Consider the following 24646-nt stretch of genomic DNA (forward strand, 5'->3'; position numbering starts at 1 on the left):
TGCCGTACCGCATTTCACCGGGATTCTTTTAATGTCCATATGCCATCGTTCTTCTCGAAAATATCCCGGTTATAGAATTTATCGACAATCTCCCAGAACTCATGGTCAGTATAACCGGTAAAGTGAAGGAAGTCATCGAGCGCTCTCTGGTCGAGTTTATGGTCGTGTTCACGAATCAGCCGTACCCCTTCCTCTTTCGTGATCCTCCCGCTGCGGATCCAGTAACCGACCACATCGGTGGCCCGGGCAAACCCAAACTTGGGATATTTCAGCCAAGGATGTACTAGGTACGCGATGGAGTCGACCTGATCGTAATCCTCGATAAAGCCCTCGCGTTGCCATTCGTGGGAGAGATCACGGAACCCGTATTGTTTTGCGATTTGGAAATTCCGGTACCCGTCCCAAGGGATGAAATAACTGAGGTAGATCGGTTCCAGGCCGGCGGCATCGATCTCTTCGTCCGTGGGATTGCGGAGCATTCCGATCTCTATCTCGGAGATCCCCCTCTTGAACCAGAAATCCCAGTCAATGCTCTTGACCACATCGTTCTTGATCTGGTCTCGGGCGCTCCAAGTCTCTTTCTGGAGCACTCCCCCGTATTCCCAGCTCACATTCTCCCCGTATACCACGAGGGGGATCTTCCAGCGTATCGCCATCTTTACCGGGAAGGTATAGATTGCCCGGTCAATGGGCCAGGTCGGGCTGCCCATCTCTTCAAAGGCGATCCGGACCATCTTCCGGACCAGGGCCGGGTTCTGGTGAAGCGCGATGATGTCGCACCCGAACGCGTCGGCAATATTCTGGAAATTATGTTCGCCGGCCTTTGTCTTGGAGAAGGGATCGCGGACCGACACCAAGAGAGGATTCATGCCGAGCAGGACCTTCATGACGTAAACTTGGAAATGGCTGTCCTTACCCCCGCTTATTGCCACAATGCAGTCATAGGAGCCGTCATTCTTCCGGTACTTATCTGCGAGTTTTTTGAGTTCTTCAAACCGGGACTGGTAATTCACGTTTTTCCGCTGTTCATAGTGACGACAGGCCTGGCAGATTCCCCGACCATCCAGAACCAGCCCAGGTTTTGTATCCGGCATCAGGCAATTATTACAGTGTCTCATATTAATCTCTCAATGGTATATTGATAGTCGCTGATAATATCATTCTGAGATTTCTGATATATTTCAACTGATTTCTAGATTGAATAATCTAGTTTTTCATCCTATAAATGTCAATATAGTGAATAAATTTTTATTTCTGGTAACATAAAAAATTAGCTTCTATTCTTAAAACAAACAATAGACAAAAATAGATAATGTCATTATGTTTAATAACGCAACGGGGTATAAATCTATTCGATTATTGATAATCTCAATCTTTTTGGGCATTTACGAAGAATGCACCGATAAACTATCATTACATCTGTATTTCAGATGGTTAAAGATTGAGACGATAAATAATTGTCAGTTGATATTTGAACATGAGAACTGCTGATTATAGTCAATCGCTCTTGATAATTAAGCATCTGAAATTCACTAGTATCTCCCAATAGATCTAGAAAACCGTGTTGAATATTATAGTAAATATCATATCGTTACCGGTTTTTATTAATACACTCACTCCTGTCCCAGATACAATTGATAATATTCGCCCTTCTTTTCCATCAATGACTCATGGGTGCCACTTTCAACGATCTCTCCGTTTTGCATCACATGAATAATATCTGACCCCTGAATCGTTGATAATCTGTGAGCTATTGTAATAACAGTCATATTTTCAGATAACATTTGAACTGAATCAATAATCTTCTTTTCAGAAATATTATCCAAAGAACTGGTAGCCTCGTCCAGCAGTAAAATATCTGGATTTCGGAGGATAATCCTTGCAATGGCTATTCTCTGCCTTTGTCCCCCTGATAATCGAATTCCCTGATCTCCGATAATTGTATTATAGCCATGTTCGGTTTCAATGATAAATTCATGGGCATCAGCAAGTTTTGCAGCCTCAATTATTTCTTGATCGTTACGTTCCAGCCCAAATCTGATATTTTCCTTGATAGTATCATGATAAATAAATGTCTCCTGACCAATATACCCCAGAGACTTTAGATAATCCGAACGGTCAAACTCTTCCAAATTGACCCCATCCACGAAAATACCGCCTTTTTCCGGTTTGTACAGTAATGCCAGAAGATTTGCCGTAGTTGTCTTGCCAGAACCTGAATTTCCCACAATGGCAACCTTTCTGTTTTTACCAATATCAAAAGAGAGATTGCGAATGACGTCCTGGTTCGCCCCAGAGTACCTGAATGATACCTCTCTGAACTCAATTTTGTTTTTGAATGAAAATGTTTGTTTTATCACACCTTTTTTTCCAGTAGATTCATTTCCACTATCGACGTTCAGTTCCCCATACACAAGTATTAATGCGGGAAGAGCCCGAACAATGGCAGCTAAATTAGTCTGCGCTAAATTAACACATGGAATTAACCGGTACAATGCGAGCATAATAGTCCCGAATACACCAATATATCCAATAAAATCACCTCCGGTAATAAAGTACAGACAAATGGCGCCCAATGAAATTATTGAAAACATGATAAAATCATTGATAACCGGGGGGGTTTTATTAAGGACATCGACATTGATGTATGTTTTTAACAGTTTTTTTACCGCGAAATCATATTTTTTCTTGAATAATCCAATGGAATCGGTTATAAATATGGTTTTGATTCCCGTTATAAGCTCCTGATATATAACAGATTTCTCCATAAACGCTTTTGTTAATTCAGAACTGTTTCTAAAAATTCTTGAAAACAAATATTTCCTAATGATCAATGCGTATATTACACCAACAATGATCAATCCCACCGTGAGCCAGAATGAGAGATAAAAAATAAACATGAGGTAAAAAAAAGCCATCAGTGAATTTTTTGTAAAGTCAACAAATGATCCTACCGCTTCGTTGGCTTCAGTCACTGCTCCCTGACCGATATAGAGTAAATCTCCTTGTTTTTTCCTTGCAAAATAACTGTATGGGTTATTTATGATCTTTTCAAAAACACGACGGTCCAGTGAATCACGGACTGAGGCAATGACATGCGCCCCATGATATACAACGAACGCGTAAAAACCGGCTACTATAATCGAGGCAATGATCAGTAGTATTGCGGATGCGATAAATGGATCGAGTGCTGACGGTAGTAAATGGGCATAAAATGCATCCAGAAGTTTTGGCTTATTTTGCACCCCAAGACCATAGTTAATGATTGGGTATACCAGTGAGACCCGGAATACTTCAAGCCCGCTGAGGATGATCACTGCAAGCAGATAAAATGCAAGTGTTTTTTTAAACGGGCTGAAAAGATGCCATAAAATTTTCATTGAGTCTCTGATATTTGACAATCTGAAACCTCCTAGTTATCTCATGCAGGTACGATATATTCCCCTCACACATGTCTCCAACACTTGGGGCTACAATCAATTTATGACACTCTATATGTATCCGCATCTTGTTGAAGGTAGTCTTTGTGGCGTGAACGCCATGTTAAAACTTGACTTTTTTCCAGTCCTGTAGGAATCGTTCCAATCCCGTATCGGTCAGATTATGCTTAGACATTAATTCAATCACTGAAGGGGGGATTGTCACTACATGGGATCCGACTTTTGCAGCGGCAAGAACATGCAGAGGATTGCGTATACTGGCGGTAATGACCTGTGTCGGATAGTTATGTCGGGTAAAAATTTCGACGGTATCTTTAACAACCTCCATCCCGTTGTGACCAATATCATCCAGACGGCCTACAAACACGCTTACATAGGTTGCTCCACAATGTGCGGCCAAGAGCGCTTGATTTGCCGAAAAAATAAGTGTGACATTCGTTTTAATTCCCATCTGACTCAAGCGTTTGGTTGCTTTCAAACCTTCCATGGTCATGGGGACTTTAATAACAATATTGGGTGAAATACGGGCAATCGTTTCGGCTTCTTCTACCATAAGACCGGATTCAAGACTGATAATTTCCGCGCTTATCGGGCCCTGCACTATTGTTGATATTTCCTGAATTAAATCTTCAAACGAATATTCTGTATTTACTTTAGCAATTAAACTGGGATTAGTGGTGACCCCCTCTATAATAAAACTGTATTTTCTTATCTGATCAATATCTGCAGTATCGAGAAATAATTTCATTATCTGCTCCTCTTCATCCATCTGTGGTTCTGATTACTTCTATCTATTCGTTTATAAAATAAAATTCTGAACTGCATCGAGTAAGTCTGTTGCTATATAATCGACAGGTTTTTTTATATTCTTGAATTCCTGAAAACCATGACCCGTTTTGACCAATACTGTTTTACATCCTGCTACTTGCCCGGCTTCAATATCGCTCCATTTGTCGCCAACTAGAAAAGAAGATTTAAAATCTATGTTATACTTTTTCGCACCTTCTAAAAGCATCCCGGGTTTTGGCTTTCTGCAATTGCAGTCAGTTCGGTATTTTTGTACTTTTGCTTCGGGATGGTGAGGACAATAATAGATTGCATCGATATGGGCATCAGTTTGTTTGAGTTGTCTAACCATCTCTCGGTTGAATATTATAATCTCCTTTTCTTCATACATGCCTTTTGCCACACCTGATTGGTTTGTAATAACGATTACCTTAAACTGTGCATCATTCAGTTTTTTTATCGCAAGTCCACTTCCCTCAATTAACATGAGCTGGTCGATGCGATGGGCATAATGTGGGGGATCCTGAGTTATTACCCCATCGCGATCAAGAAAAACCGCTTTATTCGTATTCATCACACATTCCATTTAAGTAATGTTTGATATTTCCTATTCAATGCAGCGCCGCTTCTTAAATTATTTCTTACAGAAAACAACCCGGCACCATGAGGAATAAATTTCTATGAATCCAGCTATTAATTTTTCCCTTGTCAGAAATTCCCTTAAGATCAAGACAATGCTGCGAAGCGATCTGGAATAGTCTACCTACCCTTCATTTATCAGAAATAATCAATGGCTCTGAAAAATGAGGAAAGGCGAATCTTTGACTGCAATGGTTTCAGTTATTAAAAATATTGAAGTTATCTGTTCAATTAATCGTAAATAAAGATCAAAAAAATTTCGGATTAATTTAAAAAATCATCTCCTTTTGAACGGAGCCATGTCGCTCCAACTCTCGCCTTAAATTGGATCCAGCCGTGCCACCCTGGAAATTGTGGGAGCGAATCAAGAATTTCCCAGAACCTTTGATAGCGCTGGAGATCCTCTTCAGTATCGACCCATGTTCCTTGTAGTCGCTGCCACTGTTCCTGCACTGCTGATAAAATTTCTTCAGGTGTTAAATCAATAATCCTGATACCGATACGATCGTAGTACTCCGAGTGGGTGTTTAAAGCAAAGTACTCTTTACAGTTAAGGGGAATTCCTGATGCCTGCCAAAGTAATGTTTTGGGCAAGTGCGTTGTATTAGAAAATGATGTGGTCATCCAGAGTGGAAGGTAATTTAGGTACAGAATAGGTCTGCAATAAATATCACTGATGGTATCTATACCCGTACCTGTACTTACACATAAATCACAGTGAGCGAACAGCCAGATATCTAGAAAATCGCTTTTCTCTGGATGGAACGCATAGTCGATTAGACGCGAATGGTTGCTGGGGATGGGTCTGGCCATTACCTTTCCCATTCGCAGTACCCACACGCCCTGACCGGCCAGCCATTCTGCTGCAGGAACATATGTGGAAATATCTGAATCACGATAGTTGAGATGGTTCCAACCATAACCATACTTTGGGTGATATTTTGCCCCCGTTTCTTCTGGGGGTGTGGTATTCGGATACGTGTTATCCATATAACTACTGTCTCTTACAAGCAGACAGACAAACGGTTCACCTTCATGCCAGCCCTGCTGGCATAACCAGGCTTTGGCCCATGCGTCTTCTTCAGGGGAAAATGGCAGTACTTCCTGAATCATCTTTTGCCAGTCTTGGATATCCGAAGAGAGCTGGAGCATACCAACGGGAGGAAGATGGTGCATGGCGCCGCCGGGCAATATCTGATTCCACAGATCCAATGGACAAACAAAGGGAGAAACGTGAAATGTCCGTTGCACCATTGCCGCAAAAAAATCATTACTTATAGGCAGATCGAACCAGTATAAATCCAAACACCCTTTAGATTGCCGTTGACATATACCTGCAACTTCATTAACAAAGGTACCAATACGGCTTGTACTAATTGGACCAAAACGGATTACGTACCATGGACGCAAGCAACGGATGATAATAACCAGCGGGATTGCCCAGAGACCGCAGATAAGTAATATCAGGTATTTAAGCAAGGAGAGAATTTTCGATTGAATTACCGGCCAACCCCCAGAGGAAATTTCAGAGAATTGTTTGTTCAGAGACTTCATTGAAAACCTCAAATAATACCTTTTGTCATCATAATTATTCGGGAATTACTATGAAATGCAGGATAAGATTTATTTTCAGGACATGTCAGAAATATTATTTCGTTGTTTACAGTATTTCTACTCTCCATTTCCACTCAATTATCTATGGTGAATGATTTTAAATTCATGTTATTTTTGAATTTGACCCCCCAATATCATCAATTATAAATTTATTAATTATTTTTTAAAATGATCAAATACAATTTTTTTACATATTGTGTTGATATCGTGCAATTGAATTTTTGTTGTTTTGATCAATTTATCTGATTTCATTGAAATATTCAATGGTCGTTTCTCGATGAAAGGAAAATCATGAATGCTGCATCTTACTACTTCTGTTTTTATTTGTGATTTACCCCTGAAATGTTTGAGTAGTATCTCCAAGAGATCCAATCGGGAAAATGCTACATTACCTGATATATGGAAAATTCCGTTACAATCATTATCGATTAATTCTATGATCGCTGTGGTCACATCATCAATATAAACCGGGGAGAAAATTTGATCATAAGCGCAGGATATCTTTTTATTGCTTGTGATCTCCTCAAGCCAATTTGTAAAAAGGGTCCCATCTCCTTCTTCAGAACCGTATACTTTCGAGAATCTGACGATAATATACTTATCACATGTCTTTTGGATAAATTTTTCAATTTCCACTTTCTGTTTACCATAAGTGATAATTGGATTCACCGGATCTTCTTCAGTATAATTTCCTTTTATTCCATCAAAGACATAATCACTAGAACAAAAAATTGGTGTGATATTATGGTGATTTAAACAATTTACAATCAATTTTAAGCTATCGATATTTAATGCATTTGACTTTTCAATATTTTGGGCACTTGTTTCGAAATTCGTATCATTTAATAGAATCACTGCATGAGAGACTGAGTTTAATTCTTTCAAAATCTGTGCGAGATCCATTGATAATGAATCGAAATAAATTCCATTATTTATAGGGTTTTTATAATATGTGGGAATAGCACGATCTTTCCCAAGGGCATTAAATAAATATCTTCCGATATAACTGCTCCCTCCTAAAATTAGAATCTTTGTTTTATTCATTTTAATCACCGTACCCTCAATATTCAAACTATCTTTCTTACATAGATCTGTAAGGGTCTTCATTTATTTACCTAGTGCCAATGAGATGATATTCGCTGCTATTTTATTATAATTAATTATTTTATTAAACGCACTTTTTGAATTTCGTGTACATAATTTCGTGTACATGTATTATAAGAAATCTTCTGCATCATAATTCATGTTAACAACAGTTCAATATCACGAAAATTAACCTTCTGAAAATACAGAATCATTGTTTATGTATGACGGATTAAAAAACCGTTCAAAATTCATCTCTCTAAATTTTTTTGATTTATTCTCTTCATGAATTGAAATATACCTTTTTCATCTCCCTCTTCAGGAGCCCAGTCCGCAAAAATTGTGTTTTCACGGATAAATGGTCCTTTCGTTGATTCATGAAAAACCGTGCTTTCAGATTTTATCACGATTGAATGAAAGATTGGGTTATCAATTCTGTAGTAAAAAATTTTACCGGAATTATAGTCTCCCATTTGAATAACTTCTCGGAGATTGCCGTTATCTTCAAATAATAATAATAACACTTCACCATCAATTAAATGAAAAGATTCGCTTTTTCCCAAGTGTTTATGGGGACGAACATAAGTATCTTGTTTATGGACAATCAGCATTTCATGAAGGGGAGACCTGATATCTTTATGAGCACATAGACGACTGCGTTTACGCGTTGTTCTTTCAGCCAATTGTTTTAAATGGGTAATATCTTCCTTACTGATTTTTACGACCGGATCGATCGCAAATAACACCTCGTCGTTAAATTTTGAATAGTTCATGAAAACACCTGCTTGTGCAATGAGCGTTGACTAGATGGAAAAATTGAGTAAAATTTTCCCCCGTTCTCAATGAACTTCCGGAAATTAGCAATCACCTTATCTTCATTCAACGGATTCAAGCTCAATATGCAAAGTGAATAATTACCATTCATAAGAGCGGACGAAGATACGATGGGTAATTTCGAACCCGGCATAAATAATCCCTGTTTATTAGGGTCATCATCAATAATACAGTCAATAAAGTCCTGCAACTGAAATAACCATACAAACGTACATGCAAGATGACCTGCTCCGAAAAATGCGATTTTACCATTATTTCTCCGGTGATGCGCGAAAAAAGAATAAAAATTTTTACGGTATTCGCCAAATTTTTGCGCAAACATCTCTCCCCGTAATAATTCTGTTTTCAGGATCGGAGCAGGCATTACCGGATTAAAATTATTTATGGGTCGTGTAATTGCAATAAGTGAATTTTCAAAGGGGTACTGGATATTTTCGAATCTGATAATTTGTAATCCACACGCAGCCAGTAAAAATTTGAAGGTCTCCGGTGTGAAATAATATAAGTGTTCCTCCCAAATCGTAGTATAATCATTTTGTTCTAAAGATCTTGTGCAATCAGGAACCTCAAATATAATAAACGCATTTTTTGCAACAAGTGTCTTCAATGAGTTGATGAACTCATCCAAATTATAAACATGTTCTAGGATATGTCTAGCAATCAAAATCTCCGCTTTTCCATATTTTTGAGTGATTTTTTTAGCTGTATCTGTTGTTAAAGCTGACTGAATACTTTCAATGCCAGCACCATTGTAGTGGATATTTAAATCCTGATTGGGATCAAGTCTCCATGTCTCAAAACGACGGGATCTAAACCGATGAAGTGTGGTGTCATCTTTGAATGATAACCCACCTATTTTTGAATTCTCTGATACGCCCTCTAAATCACATACAAAATTTACGAGGTAGTCAAGATGGCCCTCCGGCTCTCGATAGGTTATCCAGTCATATCTGGGTTTCAATTCTTCATTTGGAAACGGCGTCATTAATTTGATTAATCCACTTTTTTGACATTGGCCAAGAACTAAATGATATAATTTTTCAAAGTCAGTTGAATTGCAGAGATACCGGTTTGATATCGGTTGCATCCCTACATCTAGCAGCGGTTTCACGATATCTTTAGAACAATTACCTGATGAAATTATAATCCCCTCTTCTGCTGTTCTTTTTTTACTATTTCCCCCAATCCCTCATCCAATTCTGTAAAGTGAAATTCTGGAAAAGTTTTCCGGAGTAAATCGTTTGAGAACCGGTTATCGACTTTATCCTTCGTGCGTTCCCTGTATGTGATCGTTGGTGTTTTTCCTGTCAGCGATATAAGTCTATCAAGTACGTATTGAAATGAGTGACTCTTCCCATTGACAGGATTCAACACACCATTAAACTTGGATTGAACAACGCCATACACAATGCGTGCAATATCCTTGATGTACAGGAATTCACGGAGTTCGGAACCGTTTCCCCAGATGATAATTTCTTTATCATTCATAATATTATCCAAAAAATATGATGGTCCGTATCCGTTTGAAAGATCCCCGTTTCCATAAATAAGCGGTGGGCGGAGTATCGCAAGTGAAGTTGACCCTGATTGAAATGTAGTTGATAATAGCCTTTCAGAAGTAAATTTTGCTATCCCATAAAATGAACGGGGATTAACCTGTGTATTTTCTGTAATTTGCATATTGTGAATGTCTTCTCCATAGACCGCGGCCGAACTAAAATAAACGAACTGTCTCAACGGCCTCTGTTGTACCATTTCACAAACATTTTCAATCATGCTCATATTTTGCATGTATATCTCCAGATTATCCCCGAGTTGCTTTTTAATTGCTGCCAGCATTATTACCGTGGTATCGGGAGAAAGATAATCAATTATCCGTCGGGAACTATCGCGGTCACAAAGATCGATTTCAGGACGGGATAGTCCAATAATCTCTATATCAGGGGCCTGTGAATTGAAATACTCAGTAATCTGATGTCCAATGAATCCGTTATGCCCAAGAATTACAACTTTCATCAGATCACGGATTTATCAAGTCATATTCATCGTCGATGCTTCTAATTTCTTTTTCAAAGTCCTTTCATCATCCCTTCATATATTACATTCCGATAACTTCAGAATTCCTCGTTCATTGGTTATTCTATCAAATTATGATAGAAACACGAATTACAATTATATCCCTTTTTAAATGAATATTTCAACTATATCATTAGTACTCTTTTTGAAGATTCCTGCAATATCATTCAATTGTTACACCATCGTGATTAAAATCCTCCCAGAAGTCCCGCTTTTCATCAACTGGATAGCTTCGTTGATATCATCTAATTTGAATTCATGTGTAATAAGCCCGTCAAGTTTCAGGATCCCGGCATTGGCAAGCCGGACATACCTTGGAATATCTACCTGAGGGACACAGCTCCCACCGTGACTTCCTTTCAGGACTTTATTGAAGTGGATCGGGAGGGTGTAGATTGATACATTATCTCCCTTTCGCGGAACCCCGACAAGAATGGTCCTGCCATCCGGATGTGTCAGATCATACGCCTGTTCAATTATCCGTGAATTTCCTGTAGTATCTATAACGACATCAGGTCCGGAAGCGCCGACAATCTTTTTGATCTGATCGATAAGATCCGGTGTTTTCGCTGAGTTGAAACAATAGTCTGCTCCCATTTTCCGTGCCATATCCAGTTTGTTATCATGGAGATCAATACTGATAATCGGGTGAGCGGAGACCATTTTTGCAGCCTGAACGATATTAAGACCAACTCCCCCCACACCATAGACCACGACGGATTGCCCCATCTTTACCTGGGCATCGTTATTGATTACTCCAAGAGCGGTCGTTACGGCGCAACCAAAAAGAGGCGCAAGTTTCATATCAAAATCCTTGGGTATCGGAGTGAGACGGTTTTCCGAAACAACTGCGTATTCATTGAATGTCGTAACCCATCCGGCGTTCAGAGGCTTTCCGTTCCAGTGGTATTTCGGAGTCCCTGACTCGATCCCATTGCTCTTCCTCCAGTGGAGAACCACGTTATCCCCGGTTTTAACCGTAGTGACGCCCGGGCCTGTTTCCAGCACTACTCCCGAACCTTCATGCCCGAGGAGGTGCGGGAGAAATTTATCCTGGCCTTTTGCAGCCGATATCTCATTTATCTGAGCCCCGCATATACCGCTGTAGATGATTTTTACCAGGACCTGCCCGCAGGTAAGCGTATCCGGGAGCTGGACCTCATCAACAACCAGAGGTTTATTTGTCTCTGTCAGTATCGCTGCTTTCATCCGTGAAACTTGCATAATCAACCTTCATTCAAAATATATAAATTCGTAATCACCGGTATAACCGAACTCATTGTAGATCCAGATCCATTCATCCAGATCGAAGAGGGACTCTGCAGTCAGGGCCCAGCATTCAAGGTTGAACATCTCGAGTTCATTCCGGTAACTTTCCACCATGATAAATTTGTTTTTTCCCACCCTTTCAATTTCTTGAAGTGCAACCTTGAGTTCAAAAAATCTCAAGTTATGGAGGGTGGCAAGAGAGATCACCAGGTCAAATTCATTGTCTTTGAACGGGTAGGGATCCTGTGCCCGGTGCCGGAAGAGGTGCCCTTTAAAGTCCGGGTGGCAGTGATCCATCCCATACTGGGAGATATCGAATCCCTGGATCTCCAATCCCGGAATCAGGAGTTGCAGTTCGTACAGGAGGTAGCTTTTCCCGCACCCGACGTCCAGAACCTTGTCACCGGCCTTGAGATGATATCGTTCAATAATCTTTTCCGCAACAGGTTTCCAGTATCCCGGACGATAGCTGTAGCCTCCGTAGCCATACCGCCGATCCCCGTCCCAGTATTCATATCCGTACTCTTTTGCCTTTTGCATACAATGGACTTTGTCGTCCACCATTCTGGCCAGATAATCCCGTTTTGTCCTTGTGTGCAGAGGTGTCACAAAGTTCAATAATTGTCCCATACGTGCCCCTTTTCTCTTGATCTAATATTATTTCTATTCATTAGTGAATAAGATAATTGAGGATTTTTTAAAAAGTCTTGAGATCAGATATGCTCTCAATCAGAACATCGCAGTAACTGCGTGACCGGAATTCACCAGCATTCAGTATATCGTAATCACGGTGCGAGGTAAGTAGAATATTCATCTGCCTTAAATCATTGTATTGGCCATTTTGAACATATTCTTCGCTTTTTTGAGTTGTTTCCCTTTTATCTCATTCATATCCAGATCGCTGTTTGCAAATATTCTCCGGGCCCTCCCTACGGGAAGGAACTCGTTGAGAATTATACAGCACCATTTGATTGTGTGAACCGGTAGAAGCATCTTCAGTCTTCGGTAGTGGGACCCGGGATTGTCCAGGGAGTCCAGTACACGGGCCGAGAACATCGGGAGATATGAATGGGGTACTGGCACTTCCGGCTGACAAAAGAAATCACAAATCATTTTCACTGGATCATCGAGTCCTGCATACTCGAAATCAATGAAAAATACTGTGCCCGCATCAGTCTGGATTGCATTATGAAATCCAAAGTCTGAAGGGGAGATACAGATATCCCTTTTCTTCAGGCAGTCATCAAGGCCGGACAGTCCTTGTTTTTCCTGTTCCAGGATATCCTTGCGGACGTTTTCCCACCGGGGAATGAGTTCATTTCTGACAAAGTGAATGGCGGACCTGTCAATCTCTGATCCGGTATCCATCTGCAGAAGTCTGTCGATCCTTCTGTTCACGCATTCCAGATGATCTCTCATTGAAAAACAGGACTCCGCTGCCGGTAAGAGATTTTTGGGCGTGCCGGAATCATAATTTTTATTAATGGCCTCGAAAAAATCCAGTGCCTGTGTGATATGGTTCCCACTCAGGTGTTCTGTTGGGACCTTGTGGCCATGAATGTATTCATAAACCGCGATTCCTCTGTCAGGATCGCAGATAATCGGCTTTGGCACACAGGATATCCCGGCATCTGCCGCATACTCAAGAAAGGTCCATTCTGCCCGGCAACGATCCCGGGGATCAGCTGCATGCCGGAAATAGTGCTTCATCACATATTTCGGGATCCCATTCATTTCAAGAATGAATACCTTGTTGTTGCCGCCGCCGCTCTTGGGGTAAATCACAAGGTTATCAGGACAGTCAATACCGGATAATAACTCCCGTGAAAGAGAGTGGAGGTCTTCTTCAGGGTTATCCATGATGCCTCTCAATGATCCCGCATATTTGATCCCAGCTCCCTGCAGTAAAATAGCCGGGGTCCGGCGTACTCTTTCTGTCCGGATCATACAGGATTTTGATTATCCCCTCCAGAAGATCCGGGTGCAGGAGAACCTCCGCCAGATCATCTATCATAATATCACAACCAAGCTGGTTTATCCGGCCGACCTTCTCTGATCGCGTTGCTTCGAAAAAGACTCCCTCTACTGCCCCGCGGATATCCATTCCAAAAATCCTGTTTTTTTCCAGCCAGTTGATCGCAGGAGTACGCAGGTTGAATTTTTCACCAACAATTGAGTCCTGGGTCTTATGGCTGATGATAAAAATCTTCCAGCCATTTTCATAACAGAGATCGGAGAACGGTGAAAATCCATCCATTACTTTTGCGTTCCGAATGTATTCCCCATACACGAGCCCCTGAATTTTGATCCAGTCGTCTTCCCGCCCAATTCCGATGAGATACTCACGGATGGTTTTTTTACTGAACCCGGCATTATCCGGCAAGACACCCAGTGACAATCCCGCCTCGTAAAAAAGATCGCTGTAATTAATGATAGTGTTATCAAAATCAATGCCGATAATCATATCCACATCATTCAGTTTCAGGGATCGTTTCATCAATTCAACCGGGAGCTCTGCGATAGCACGTTATTCATGATTTAATGAAGGTATTGATGTACTTTCTGATACTGCTTATGGATTGTTTCTGCAAGTTTTTCTGGGGAGAGTGCATAAGCCTCCCGAGCATTTTTCTGGTTTATTGCATAATGTAAAAATTCATCCGGTATTCCGATTCTTAAAAGATGACCTTTTTGGGGAAGAGGCTGATCGCTGATCCATTCGGCAACTGCGGATCCAAGACCTCCGATGAGACTATGTTCTTCGACTGTCACGACAAGAAGATAGTCAGAGAATGCTGCCTCGAGAAGCTCGGTATCCAGTGGCTTGACAGTATGATAACTGACTACGCGGATTTTTAGACCGTATTCCCTGAGAAGGTGAGCCGCTGCAATAACATTCGGCATTATTGTTCCTGTCCCAAGAATGCAGATATCCGTGCCCTCTTCAATGGTTATCCCTTTCCCAATGACAAAGTCAGGTAATTGTTGATGTATCACCGGTTCATTTTTCTTCCCAATGCGGATATACACGGGACCTTCTTTCTGAAGAGCAGCTTTTATGGCAGCCCGTGTCTCAACGGCATCCGCTGGACAGATAACCGTCATGTTGGGGAGGGCCCGGGTGATCGCCAGATCTTCACAGATATAATGGGTGGGTCCAAGCGGCGAATAAGTGAGACCGCCCCCGAGACCAATGATCACGACAGGAAGGTTCTGAAACGCCAGGTCAACCCGTATCTGTTCGAAAGGCCGGCCGACATCGAATGCCGAGAACGTATAGACAAAGGGACGGAACCCGCTCATCGCAAGTCCCGCAGCAACACTGATCATATTTGATTCGGCGATACCGCAATTGAAAAAACGCGTGGGATACAGTTCTTTGAACCGATCAAACATATGGTTGCCGATATCTGCCATAAGAAGGACGATGCGGGGATCTGAACCGGCAAGATTTGTCAATTCCGATGAAAATGTATCTCTCATGGGAACCCCAGTTCCTGATGCGCTTTTTGGACTTCGTCGGCAGTGGGGATGCGGTAATGCCAGTTATTATCGTCTTCCATGAAAGATACTCCCCTTCCCTTGAGGGTATGAGCAATGATCGCCACGGGTCGCTCCTGTGATGGGAGTACTGACCGGAAGAGCGTCATCATCGCGCCAATATTATGCCCATCCACTTCATACGCTGTCCATCCGAATGCAGAAAACTTCTGCATAAGCGGGGAGAGATTCATGATCTCGTTGCTCCGGCCACATGCCTGCCATTTATTATAATCAATGATTACGACCAGGTTTCCAAGATTATGTGCCGGTGCAAAAAGGGCAGACTCCCAGACCGACCCTTCATCGCATTCGCCATCACTCATGAGAACAAAAGTCCGGTACGGTTTTCCGGAAATTTTTGCGGCAAGTGCCATACCGCTGCCAATCCCCAGGCCATGTCCAAGTGATCCCGATGTGGCGTCAATACCGGGAATATTTTTCCACACCGGATGCTCGGTATACTGACTCCGGTCTTTATTGAATGTATCAATCTGTTCACAGGGATAGAAACCACGATGAGCGAGAACGGTATACAATGCAAGGGCTGCATGCCCTTTACTCAGGATAAACCTGTCGCGGTCCGGCCAGCCCGCGTCTTCCGGATGAACCGACATACAACCAAAATACAAGGCTACCAGTATGTCAACACAGGAGAGGCAGCCCCCAAGATGCATAGCTTCAGATTTATACGAGGTTTCTATGATCTCAGCCCGTATCTGTCTGGATAGCAGAGCGAGTGCCAGTTGGTCCGGAATATTTGTATTATCAGTCATAACGAACTATATTAAATAAAATTTACATGCGGATGAGGATTTTTTAGTTGCGAAAGATACCGGTTTATTGCGTCCAGCCTGCACCCGTCCCGGCAGTGTTCTATTGTATTTTTCGTCAGTTGCTGTAAAATATGTTTCCTCGTTTTGCCGTTCCAGATATCGGAAAATGATTCAGTGTTCAGGTTTCCATAACAGAAATCCGGGTTATGATGGAACAGATTACAGGGAATTATTGTGCCATCTGCTTCTACTAGTGTGAAAAACGGCAACCCGTAACACTCATGATAGTTTCGTTTCGTCATCAATCGATGAGCGGTCTGTGACCGGAAGATCACTTGAAATTCTGGTGTTTCATATCTCCTGATGGTGTCCTCAATACCTTGATATTGTGCATATTCGATAGAATAGCGGTTTTTGCTCAACGGGTGCTGGGAATAGGGTTTGATCTGGACATTGTCCACACCAATTTCTTTAAAAGCCTCGATGAATGGTATAAGATCGTTAAAATTATCCGGAATCAGTAAGAACTGGACGCCAAGGACGACCGGTAAATGATCTCGCTTTTTAATCGCTACAGCATCGCGGACATTTGTTAAAATCCTTTGAAAATCGTATGATCCCCCGCAGTGGATTTTTTTATGAGTGTCAGGTGTACCCGCGTCAACACTAAACCGAACCCATGATATCGAGGGGAGTGTCTTTTCCAGTTTTTCCCGGTTGAATAACACGCCATTTGTGGCTATTGCCACATCGAGACCCTGTTGTCTGGCATGCGTGATCAAATCACAGATGTCCCGGTGCATCAATGGCTCTCCGTCTCCGGCAAACATCACCGATTTTACACCGCACTCAGCCATTTCATGAAGTGCACGTTTCATCACTTCAGTATCAATATCGAGAGGATTTTTTTCGCACCAGTCCAGAGCACAAAAAACACACCGGTGGTTGCAACGGTTTGTCACCCCGATCTCGACATAGATGGGAAAACAATCTCCTGTTCTGATCCACTCGGAGACTCTTTCGGGGTGATATATCAGTTTATGACTGTCAACCTCAACTTTCATGAAACCTCCATGAATTAAAGACTGTGATTATTGTACGGATCAAACTTATTTTTAATCGACACCTTATTTATTCAGTTTTTGCGGTCTGATCTGAAATGTAATGTGTAAGTACGGAGTGCACCAGTTCTACATACCCATACTCTCTGGAGGAGACATAAAGGTTAAGATCCCCCATACGCCGGAGCGGGTTATCGGGAAGAAATCCCGATACTGTAATGATCGGTGTGCATCCATGATCCCGTGCGGTAGTAACCGCATTAAGGATGTTCTGGGATCGGCCCGAACTGCTAATCGCAATAAGTACATCATCATTATCCGCCCAGAGGTTCACCAATTCCCGGTATGCCGCGGTATAACTGATATCATTTGAGAGTGCCGTCAACAGTGGTGGTTCGGTAAATACCATTACCCGGATTTGTGCTGCCTTGCAGAGATCATTCTGTAAATGACTGGCAATCGCTGCACTACCGCCATTTCCAATGACCATCACTTTTTTACGGGTAGTTTTTATCTTATGGAGGAGGGTGATAATCAAGGACAATCCTTCATCAATATTTACGTTTTGTCCGTTACTATCCGTAATTACAACTCTTTCCAGAAATGTCTGTAATTCTCCGGAGTACTGAGTAAAGGGCATCATTTTTACGTCAACGGGTGTTTTATTTGAGCAGTGTCGATAAATATTTTTTGAAGGAGACCTTTTCAATCGAGTTCCGGTGCCCAACTGTTGATACAGCAACTGCGGCGGCGGCATTTCCGACAAAACCGGTAATCATTGCCGGAGCATGTTGAACCGCACATAGCGAAGCAATTGCAATCAGTGCATCTCCTGAACCTATGCGATCAACTACTTTCTTGGCAAACGCAGGGACAATAAAAAGTTCACTCTCTCCTGTTTCTGTGTGATAACAGATACACCCTTCTTTACCCTGTGTGACGATGGTTATCGAACTTGAAAGTTTCATCATCACACTTTTGACCATATCGAAAATTGACCCCGGGTTATTTCGTTCTTCAAGCCGTACTTCCAGATCATTAAGGCAGACAAAATCCGCCGAGGGGTATTTTGAAATTACATTAAATCCCCGGTTACCGGAATTCGTCTGGGTGTTTACCGCAAGGAATTTTGCGTTCGCTGAGATCAATTGCGCGGTAGCGTGTGTGATGAACCCATGCCCGAAGTCAACAACCAGCACAAGATCATAATCGCCAATCCGAGAGAGGATGAGATCATTGAGTCTTGACTGTTCCGGAAGGGTTAGATCGCGCTGGTTTATCCTGTGCACCTCAAATAGTTTCTGGATAGCCGGACCTTCAAGAACATACCGCTGCTTGACGATTGTAGGGGAATTATCCTTGTAAAAGAAAACAGGGTTTACATTACCAGCAAGTTTTTCTTTAATAAATGACTCTTCCGTTTCAAATTGCCCGAGCATCGCAATAATATCAACGCTATCACAAAAATTCGCGAGATTATTCGCAACTGCAAGTATTCCACCAGCAAATCTTTCCTGTGATAAGTAGCGTACTCCGAGTGCAGGATCTTTTGTTGCTACACCAATCATATCACAATAATTATATTCATCGAGAATTGCTTCACCGATAACAAGCACTTTAAGTGATCTGGCATTATCGATGTAGGATAATACTCCGTTCTCACCATGCAGTTTTGAGAGCGCCTGGAAAAACTTCAGTGTCTCTTCCGGGAAATCGACATAAAACTGGTTGAGGAGGGTGGATGAGCTGAATACAATATCTTCGGTAAAAAACATTGATCCCCCGATTGCTAATAGCGCTCGCTCTTCCTCAACAATCATCCCTGTCAGATCATTTTCCGATTTTTTATATTCGGATCCCTTTGCATAGATATCGGGTTTTAAAATCTGTATTGTTTCAACAGCGGTGGGCCATTCATTCAACGCCACGTAATCCACAACACCGAGAGCAGCTATTGCATCGCATCGTAACTGCTCTGGGAATGCCGGCCGGTTCGGCCCTTTATTTACAAACCGATCGGGGGTAACCGTAACAACGAGAATATCCCCCGCAGTTTTTGCACTCTCAAAATATTTGATGTGCCCGATGTGAAGGAGGTCAAATACTCCGTGACACAAAACAACTTTCTTATTCCTGCGAATTATGTCAAGGTGGTGGGCAAGATCCTGAATAGAAAAGATTTTGGGATTGCTGGTTGTCATGATTATTAACCTCTGCCAAGATATGAGAACCAGTCTTTTGTGGCGGTGGCAATTGACTTTTCATCCCAGACTGGCGCATCACGCCACAGATCAATATGATCGAGCATTTCTTTTACCCCGCTTTCAAAAGAGACATTTGGAGACCATCCCAGATCCTGCCGGATCTTATGAGTATCAGCAAAGGTACAGTCAGGTTCACCGGGACGTTTGGGGATATACATCACTTCACCCCCAAGAAGCTCGACTAGACGGTTCACGGAATAAGTTCCTCCCGATCCTACATTATAAATTTCTCCCCGCTTGTCTGACTCTGCAGCTTTGATGAATGCGTCAGCAACATCGGTCACATAGGTGAAATCCCGTGTTTGTCTCCCGTCACCGACAACCGTGAACGGTTTCCCGGCAAGCTTCTGCGCAAGGAAAACGCCGAAGACTGCCCCGTATGTGCCCGATGTCCGGGAACGCGGACCATATACATTGAAGAGACGGAGGGAGATGCAAGGGAGGTCATACGTCTGGTTCCAATGCATCACATATTGCTCACCGATATACTTTGTTAATGCATAGGGATACATCGGGCGGATGGGTGCAATTTCCGGTGTCGGATAATGATCCGGTATTCCGTAACATGAAGAGGAGGCAGCATAGATAATTTTCTTGACGCCCGCTCTTCGAGCCGCTTCCAGAACCGTGGTTGTGCCGTTTACATTGGCATGATGATATTTCAGGGGTTCCTGGATTGACGGGACAATATCTGCAAGTGCGGCAAGATGGAAAACAAATGTTGTATCTTTAAAGGCGTTTGCTACTGCAGAAAAATCAGTGGTATCGATTTTTTCAACGGAAACACGGGAGGATGTCTCGAAATCCTTAATATTTGCAATTCTTCCTGTTGAGAAGTTATCAAGGATTACGACCTGATATCCTTTGCTAACAAGAGCTTCGGCAAGGTGACTGCCAATAAACCCGGCACCGCCAGTGACAACAACTTTTTTCATTAGATTCCTCCAAATTCTTGTAATTCAAATTTAAAAACCCGAATGACGAAATTTGATCATTTGATCATTATTTGTATATTATGGTACCTGATCTTTTGATACATCAGTCATAGCAGAAATTTTATCTTCAAATGTTATGGCTACTATTGTTCAAACCTATTTTGATTTTTGTTTCATTAATGTTTTTGCAGGATTAACCAGTGCGTTATTGTAATATATTAGATGATATTCGGAGACCGTGAAATTATTTTTCGTATAATCCAAAAAAAATCCACATAAGGTTACGAAAAATATAATAAAAATCTGTAAAAATGTTTAGCTTACAACGTTTTAATAAGTCCTTGATCAATCTGATTTTTTGTAAAAATATTTGGAATTGAAAAAAATTGAATAAGCCTCAGCCGTGATTTGAACACGGGACCTGCTGATTACAAGTCAGCCGCTCTGCCAACTAAGCCACTGAGGCGCCATAGTATTTTGACGTTGGATGGTAAAAAAGATGGTGTCTGGCCCGGTAGTTTTCCCGCCATTACCCCGCAGGAAAGATCTCGATCAGCCTGATCCGGAAACACATCCAAATATCTTATACCCCCCGGCACAGACGTAGTAGTACAGATGGCCCAGCTGACCGTGGATATTGGCGGAAGCCCCGGCATCAACTGCCGCGGATACTGCGAATACTGCTATTTCAAAAAAGTCAAGGGTGAAACAGAGCTCGGGTGCCGGTACTGCCTGCCGTTCAAGAAAGGCTGCGACTACTGCACCCGTGGTGTAAAAGAGGAGTACTCCGGGTTCAAGGACCTCCGGAGCATCGCAGATGAGACTCTCGCGAACCTCCAGTTAAAGCAGGGCGAGATCGAACGGATCACAATAAGTGGTGGTGGTGATCCGAGCTGCTACCCGCAGTTTAAGGATCTCATCGAGCTGCTCGGCAGCACGGAAGCCCCGCTCCATATCGGATACACAAGCGGGAAGGGCTGGGATGACCCGGCGATTGCCGATCTCCTGATCGAGAACGGACTTACAGAGATCTCATTTACAGTTTTTGCCACGGACCCGAAACTCCGTAAGCAGTACATGCACGACCCGACACCGGAAGCCTCGCTTGTAATTCTCGAAAAACTTTGCGGTGCGGCAGATGTGTACGCAGCAACGGTTGTTCTCCCGGGTGTGAACGATGGCAAGGTGCTGGAGGAGACCTGCCGGTGGCTCCAGGACCGGGGGGCAAAGGGCCTTATCCTGATGCGGTTTGCCAATGCCACGGAGCAGGGGCTCATCCTCGGCAACGGGCCGGTCATGGGGAAACAGAACGTCCAGAGCGTGGAATCGTTCCGTGACATGATCACGGACCTCCGGAAAAAATTTACGATGAAGATATCCGGCACGCCGCTCTGGGATCCGGAGATCGGCTCGCCGTTTGCGATCCGCTATGAACCGGACCTGCTCGCAAAACTCCCACGGGTCACGAAACGGGCGAGCGTGATCAGCGGAAGCATTGCCACGCCGTTCATCGATACGATCCTCTCTGCCTGCGGGTCGGTAGTGTCAGTTGTTCCGGTAACAAAAGAGATCGCCTGCCTGATCACCGCGGACGACCTCCGAGGGCTCGACCTCGCGTCTCTCGAAACGGTGGTGATCATTCCCGGCCGTGCGTTCGTCCATGATGCCGAGGCAGAGGAGATCCTCTCGCGCGACGGGATCGAGCGTTCGGTGATCCGGGGGCCCGATATGCTGACTGCCGATGCCGAGACCAGTATGGGGATGACCCGTGACCAGGTACTGGAAATGGAGATGAACGGGTTTGCTGAATTGATCCAGATGGTCAACCGGTATGGGAAATGATCCGGCAAGACCGTACGGTGACGAGAAAAACAGTATGCTGCGAGAGGGTTACGATCCCCCGATCTCCAGATCTCTCGAAGCGTGAACGTGTAATTTGTGTTCAACAACCCTATGAGTCTGGCGCCCTAACCAGCTAGGCCACCGCAGCACAAAAGTGCATAATAAAAACGCCGTAAAAACTATTAAAGGTTCTGACGCAACAGGCTTTGCACCTAAAGTCAGATCAGATTCCTCCTTTGGGTGCAAGACCGTTGTAAGCACATCATCAAAAAATCGCAGCAGTACATCCCTGCCATTTCGGGTGTTTATTCTTTATAAAAAGCCCTGATCAATTCGATGATCTCTTTCTCGCTTATGCCGAGCGATTTGTAATACGCAACGTCTTTCTTTATTTTATCGAACGCCATTTCATCCCGCTTGTCCAGCCGCTCAAAACTGCTCAGCGGAGCAACGAAGCACCCCCGGCCAACCATTGAGTGGATTAAGCCTCTGCGTTCCAATTCCTCCCATGCCTTTTTTACCGTTATTACACTGATTTGAAGTTCCTTCGCCACCGTGCGTATCGGCGGGAGGCAATACCCTTCCTGCAGCTGTCCTAATATTATCTGCGAGGACAGTTGCTCAAAAAGCTGTTGATATATGGGTTTTTCAGAGGATGACGAAATTACAATATCCAGCGACATTACAAGTCAACCTTACTAAAGCGTTTAATTGATACGCGGATTGAAATCCATGTGAGCAGTATAAATGCGGCAATTCCGCAAATAAGTACAGGTATTTGCCCAATCAGCGCATCCAGACTGATGCCGTCCAGCACAAGCGCGGCCGCCGGTACGGTAACTATTAGAAACTCGATACCTGCAGCAAATACACTGGTAAATATCATAGCGACAATGAGCGGTGCGACAAATTTGTATGCCGTCTTATATAACATCGGGAAAAATATCACGTTGAAAATCCCATACATAGCGAAAATGCAGCCGATGTATGCCACGTTGGTGTCAATTAAAAAATTACCGGTATGATACAGTATTATATGTAAGGCCACGAATATTGCGATGACAAATATCTGTACTACCTGAAAAAGTGCGATTGCCAGTACCCTTGCCCTAACAGCGTCGCTTTTTCGGACAGGCAGCAGCACGGTAAATTCAATATCGTTTTGAGCCTTTGCGGTTCCAATAATACTCGGCACAGCGATAAACAACAAATACATAGGCACGACAAGAAATACCCATTCCGGAATAAGAAGCAATACGCCGAACAAGGTAATCAAGAAAAAAAGCGGAGTGATTACGAGCCGGAATTCTTTATTCAGCAGATTCTTCATGGCGATTCTCCTTTTTTTGCGTGATAAATCATTATATCCTCCAGGGAAGGCGCTTCTGCCGTAACCGTATCGCTGTCGGTCAGGTCTTTTGTTTGGATCAGTCCCGTGAAGCCAAATGCATGCGTTTTTTCGGATATCAGCCGCGCCTTAACGTCTGATAGTTGAGCAGCTGTGCCCTTTACAAGGCGATATGACGCGATCAATTCATCTTTTTCGCAGCTTGTAATAATTCGGCCGTTTTCGATATAAGTGATGAAATCCGCACACTTTTCAAGATCGCTTGTGATGTGGGTCGAGAATAAAATGCTCATTTCACCGCTTTCGATGAGTTCTTGAAACAACGTAAGCAGGTCGTCACGGGCAACAGGATCCAGACCTCCGGTAGGCTCGTCAAGAATCAGCAGTTTTGCATGGTGCGACATTGCAAGTGCTAAAGAATATTTGATTTTCATACCACCGGACAGTTCCGATGGGCGTTTATCTTCATCCAGATTAAATCGTTGCATGTAGGATTTATACACCGTATTGTCCCAATTTTTGTAAAATCGGCTGACAACATCCGTTATTGTTCTTAATTGAGTTTTGGTATAGTAGTCTACACCGCCGAAAGACACGCCGACAAGCTGCTTACATGCAAGCTCGTTTCGGAAGAAGTCATGTCCAAACATCTGCACCTCGCCGCCATCGGGCTTTACTAAGCCGAGCATGCATTTCAGCGTAGTCGTTTTCCCTGCACCGTTGGGGCCAATGAAGCCCATGATATACCCTGCTTCCAAAGAAAAGGATACATCTTTCAGTTCAAACGAACTGTACCGTTTTTTCAAGTTGTCTATCCTTAAAAGCTCCATTGTCCTCCTCCTAAACCATGAATATTGTATATATTGAACATACACAATATATCATCATTGCTAAGGGTTTTACACTTAAAGCCTATCTTGCACAGCTAGCAAAGATAATAGATTTCCTGAATTACTGCCGCATACCATCGATAATTCCATCATTTTTGAAATTGACAATGAAAACAGATGATAGAAGGATGACAACAATAAGAACAAACTAAGAACAAACCTTCGAAAATTTTGATCATTAGTCAGTTTTCTGACTATAATTAAAATACAACTGGTCGTACCTAAAGTCATGGATTTGCACTTAAAGTC

The 24646-nt window shown here is 42.8% G+C and carries 23 protein-coding genes and 2 tRNA genes; 1 reads left to right on the forward strand and 24 read right to left on the reverse strand.

Going from position 1 to position 24646, the window contains the following annotated elements; genetic code table 11:
- Positions 1–14: 14 nt before the first annotated feature.
- The 20 genes from M0R30_RS01495 to M0R30_RS01590 all read right to left on the reverse strand — a co-directional run bounded on the left by M0R30_RS01495 (position 15) and on the right by M0R30_RS01590 (position 20783).
- On the reverse strand, positions 15–1118 hold the full coding sequence (locus M0R30_RS01495; protein ID WP_292542394.1) for an N-acetyl sugar amidotransferase: 1104 nt from the start codon (positions 1116–1118) through the stop codon (positions 15–17).
- 495 nt (positions 1119–1613) lie between these two features.
- Entirely contained in the window at positions 1614–3401 is a 1788-nt protein-coding gene (locus M0R30_RS01500; RefSeq protein WP_292542396.1) for an ABC transporter ATP-binding protein, read from the reverse strand.
- A 142-nt stretch (positions 3402–3543) separates the two neighbouring features.
- Complete coding sequence (gene fsa, locus M0R30_RS01505) at positions 3544–4188, reverse strand: fructose-6-phosphate aldolase (protein ID WP_366513081.1); 645 nt, start codon at positions 4186–4188, stop codon at positions 3544–3546.
- A gap of 51 nt (positions 4189–4239) precedes the next feature.
- Positions 4240–4800 (reverse strand): D-glycero-beta-D-manno-heptose 1,7-bisphosphate 7-phosphatase, encoded by a 561-nt coding sequence (gene gmhB, locus M0R30_RS01510; protein ID WP_292542402.1) that lies wholly within the window; start codon positions 4798–4800, stop codon positions 4240–4242.
- A gap of 329 nt (positions 4801–5129) precedes the next feature.
- Positions 5130–6419, reverse strand: coding sequence for a TIGR04372 family glycosyltransferase (locus M0R30_RS01515; RefSeq protein ID WP_292542405.1), 1290 nt, complete (start codon positions 6417–6419; stop codon positions 5130–5132).
- Between the two features lie 216 nt (positions 6420–6635).
- Positions 6636–7586 carry a sugar nucleotide-binding protein gene (locus M0R30_RS01520; protein ID WP_292542408.1) on the reverse strand — a complete coding sequence of 317 codons (951 nt, stop codon included), beginning with the start codon at positions 7584–7586 and terminating at the stop codon, positions 6636–6638.
- Between the two features lie 227 nt (positions 7587–7813).
- The gene (locus M0R30_RS01525) at positions 7814–8335 is read right to left on the reverse strand and encodes a WbuC family cupin fold metalloprotein (RefSeq protein ID WP_292542411.1); all 522 of its coding nucleotides are present in this window, start codon (positions 8333–8335) and stop codon (positions 7814–7816) included.
- The gene (locus M0R30_RS01530; protein ID WP_292542414.1) at positions 8332–9507 is read right to left on the reverse strand and encodes a methyltransferase domain-containing protein; all 1176 of its coding nucleotides are present in this window, start codon (positions 9505–9507) and stop codon (positions 8332–8334) included. Before M0R30_RS01530 ends, M0R30_RS01525 begins: the two co-directional genes overlap by 4 nt.
- Positions 9508–9536: 29 nt before the next feature.
- Entirely contained in the window at positions 9537–10412 is an 876-nt protein-coding gene (locus M0R30_RS01535) for an NAD-dependent epimerase/dehydratase family protein (RefSeq protein ID WP_292542417.1), read from the reverse strand.
- Positions 10413–10646: 234 nt separating this feature from the next.
- On the reverse strand, positions 10647–11681 hold the full coding sequence (locus tag M0R30_RS01540) for a zinc-binding dehydrogenase (protein ID WP_292542420.1): 1035 nt from the start codon (positions 11679–11681) through the stop codon (positions 10647–10649).
- A gap of 24 nt (positions 11682–11705) precedes the next feature.
- Positions 11706–12305, reverse strand: a complete 600-nt coding sequence (locus M0R30_RS01545) for a class I SAM-dependent methyltransferase (RefSeq protein WP_292542423.1) — start codon at positions 12303–12305, stop codon at positions 11706–11708.
- 255 nt (positions 12306–12560) lie between these two features.
- Complete coding sequence (locus M0R30_RS01550; protein ID WP_292542426.1) at positions 12561–13688, reverse strand: phosphotransferase; 1128 nt, start codon at positions 13686–13688, stop codon at positions 12561–12563.
- Positions 13594–14205 (reverse strand): hypothetical protein, encoded by a 612-nt coding sequence (locus M0R30_RS01555; RefSeq protein WP_292542430.1) that lies wholly within the window; start codon positions 14203–14205, stop codon positions 13594–13596. Before M0R30_RS01555 ends, M0R30_RS01550 begins: the two co-directional genes overlap by 95 nt.
- A 74-nt stretch (positions 14206–14279) precedes the next feature.
- The gene (locus M0R30_RS01560; RefSeq protein WP_292542433.1) at positions 14280–15224 is read right to left on the reverse strand and encodes a transketolase C-terminal domain-containing protein; all 945 of its coding nucleotides are present in this window, start codon (positions 15222–15224) and stop codon (positions 14280–14282) included.
- Complete coding sequence (locus tag M0R30_RS01565) at positions 15221–16057, reverse strand: transketolase (protein WP_292542436.1); 837 nt, start codon at positions 16055–16057, stop codon at positions 15221–15223. The genes M0R30_RS01560 and M0R30_RS01565 overlap by 4 nt, the downstream gene beginning before the upstream one ends.
- A gap of 11 nt (positions 16058–16068) precedes the next feature.
- Complete coding sequence (locus M0R30_RS01570) at positions 16069–17121, reverse strand: radical SAM protein (RefSeq protein ID WP_292542438.1); 1053 nt, start codon at positions 17119–17121, stop codon at positions 16069–16071.
- A gap of 67 nt (positions 17122–17188) precedes the next feature.
- A complete protein-coding gene (locus tag M0R30_RS01575) occupies positions 17189–17875 on the reverse strand; it encodes an SIS domain-containing protein (RefSeq protein WP_292542440.1) in 687 nt (228 codons plus the stop codon).
- The gene (locus M0R30_RS01580; RefSeq protein WP_292542442.1) at positions 17781–19319 is read right to left on the reverse strand and encodes a PfkB family carbohydrate kinase; all 1539 of its coding nucleotides are present in this window, start codon (positions 19317–19319) and stop codon (positions 17781–17783) included. The genes M0R30_RS01575 and M0R30_RS01580 overlap by 95 nt, the downstream gene beginning before the upstream one ends.
- A gap of 5 nt (positions 19320–19324) precedes the next feature.
- Positions 19325–20317, reverse strand: a complete 993-nt coding sequence (locus M0R30_RS01585) for an SDR family oxidoreductase (protein WP_292542444.1) — start codon at positions 20315–20317, stop codon at positions 19325–19327.
- Positions 20318–20710: 393 nt separating this feature from the next.
- Positions 20711–20783: transfer RNA gene (locus M0R30_RS01590), tRNA-Thr, on the reverse strand.
- Between the two features lie 149 nt (positions 20784–20932).
- On the opposite strand from M0R30_RS01590, the gene mmp10 reads away from it, so the two are divergent.
- Positions 20933–22159 (forward strand): methyl coenzyme M reductase-arginine methyltransferase Mmp10, encoded by a 1227-nt coding sequence (gene mmp10, locus M0R30_RS01595; RefSeq protein WP_292542445.1) that lies wholly within the window; start codon positions 20933–20935, stop codon positions 22157–22159.
- A gap of 35 nt (positions 22160–22194) precedes the next feature.
- On the opposite strand, the gene M0R30_RS01600 is transcribed toward mmp10, so the two are convergent.
- The 4 genes from M0R30_RS01600 to M0R30_RS01615 all read right to left on the reverse strand — a co-directional run bounded on the left by M0R30_RS01600 (position 22195) and on the right by M0R30_RS01615 (position 24337).
- Positions 22195–22307: transfer RNA gene (locus M0R30_RS01600), tRNA-Met, on the reverse strand.
- Between the two features lie 157 nt (positions 22308–22464).
- Positions 22465–22842: a GntR family transcriptional regulator gene (locus M0R30_RS01605; protein ID WP_292542448.1), complete on the reverse strand. Its 378-nt coding sequence runs from the start codon at positions 22840–22842 to the stop codon at positions 22465–22467.
- Entirely contained in the window at positions 22842–23489 is a 648-nt protein-coding gene (locus tag M0R30_RS01610) for an ABC-2 transporter permease (protein ID WP_292542450.1), read from the reverse strand. The genes M0R30_RS01605 and M0R30_RS01610 overlap by 1 nt, the downstream gene beginning before the upstream one ends.
- Positions 23486–24337: an ABC transporter ATP-binding protein gene (locus M0R30_RS01615; protein ID WP_292542453.1), complete on the reverse strand. Its 852-nt coding sequence runs from the start codon at positions 24335–24337 to the stop codon at positions 23486–23488. Before M0R30_RS01615 ends, M0R30_RS01610 begins: the two co-directional genes overlap by 4 nt.
- Between the last annotated feature and the right edge of the window lie 309 nt (positions 24338–24646).

The organism is Methanoregula sp., assembly GCF_023227875.1.
GTDB lineage: Archaea > Halobacteriota > Methanomicrobia > Methanomicrobiales > Methanospirillaceae > Methanoregula.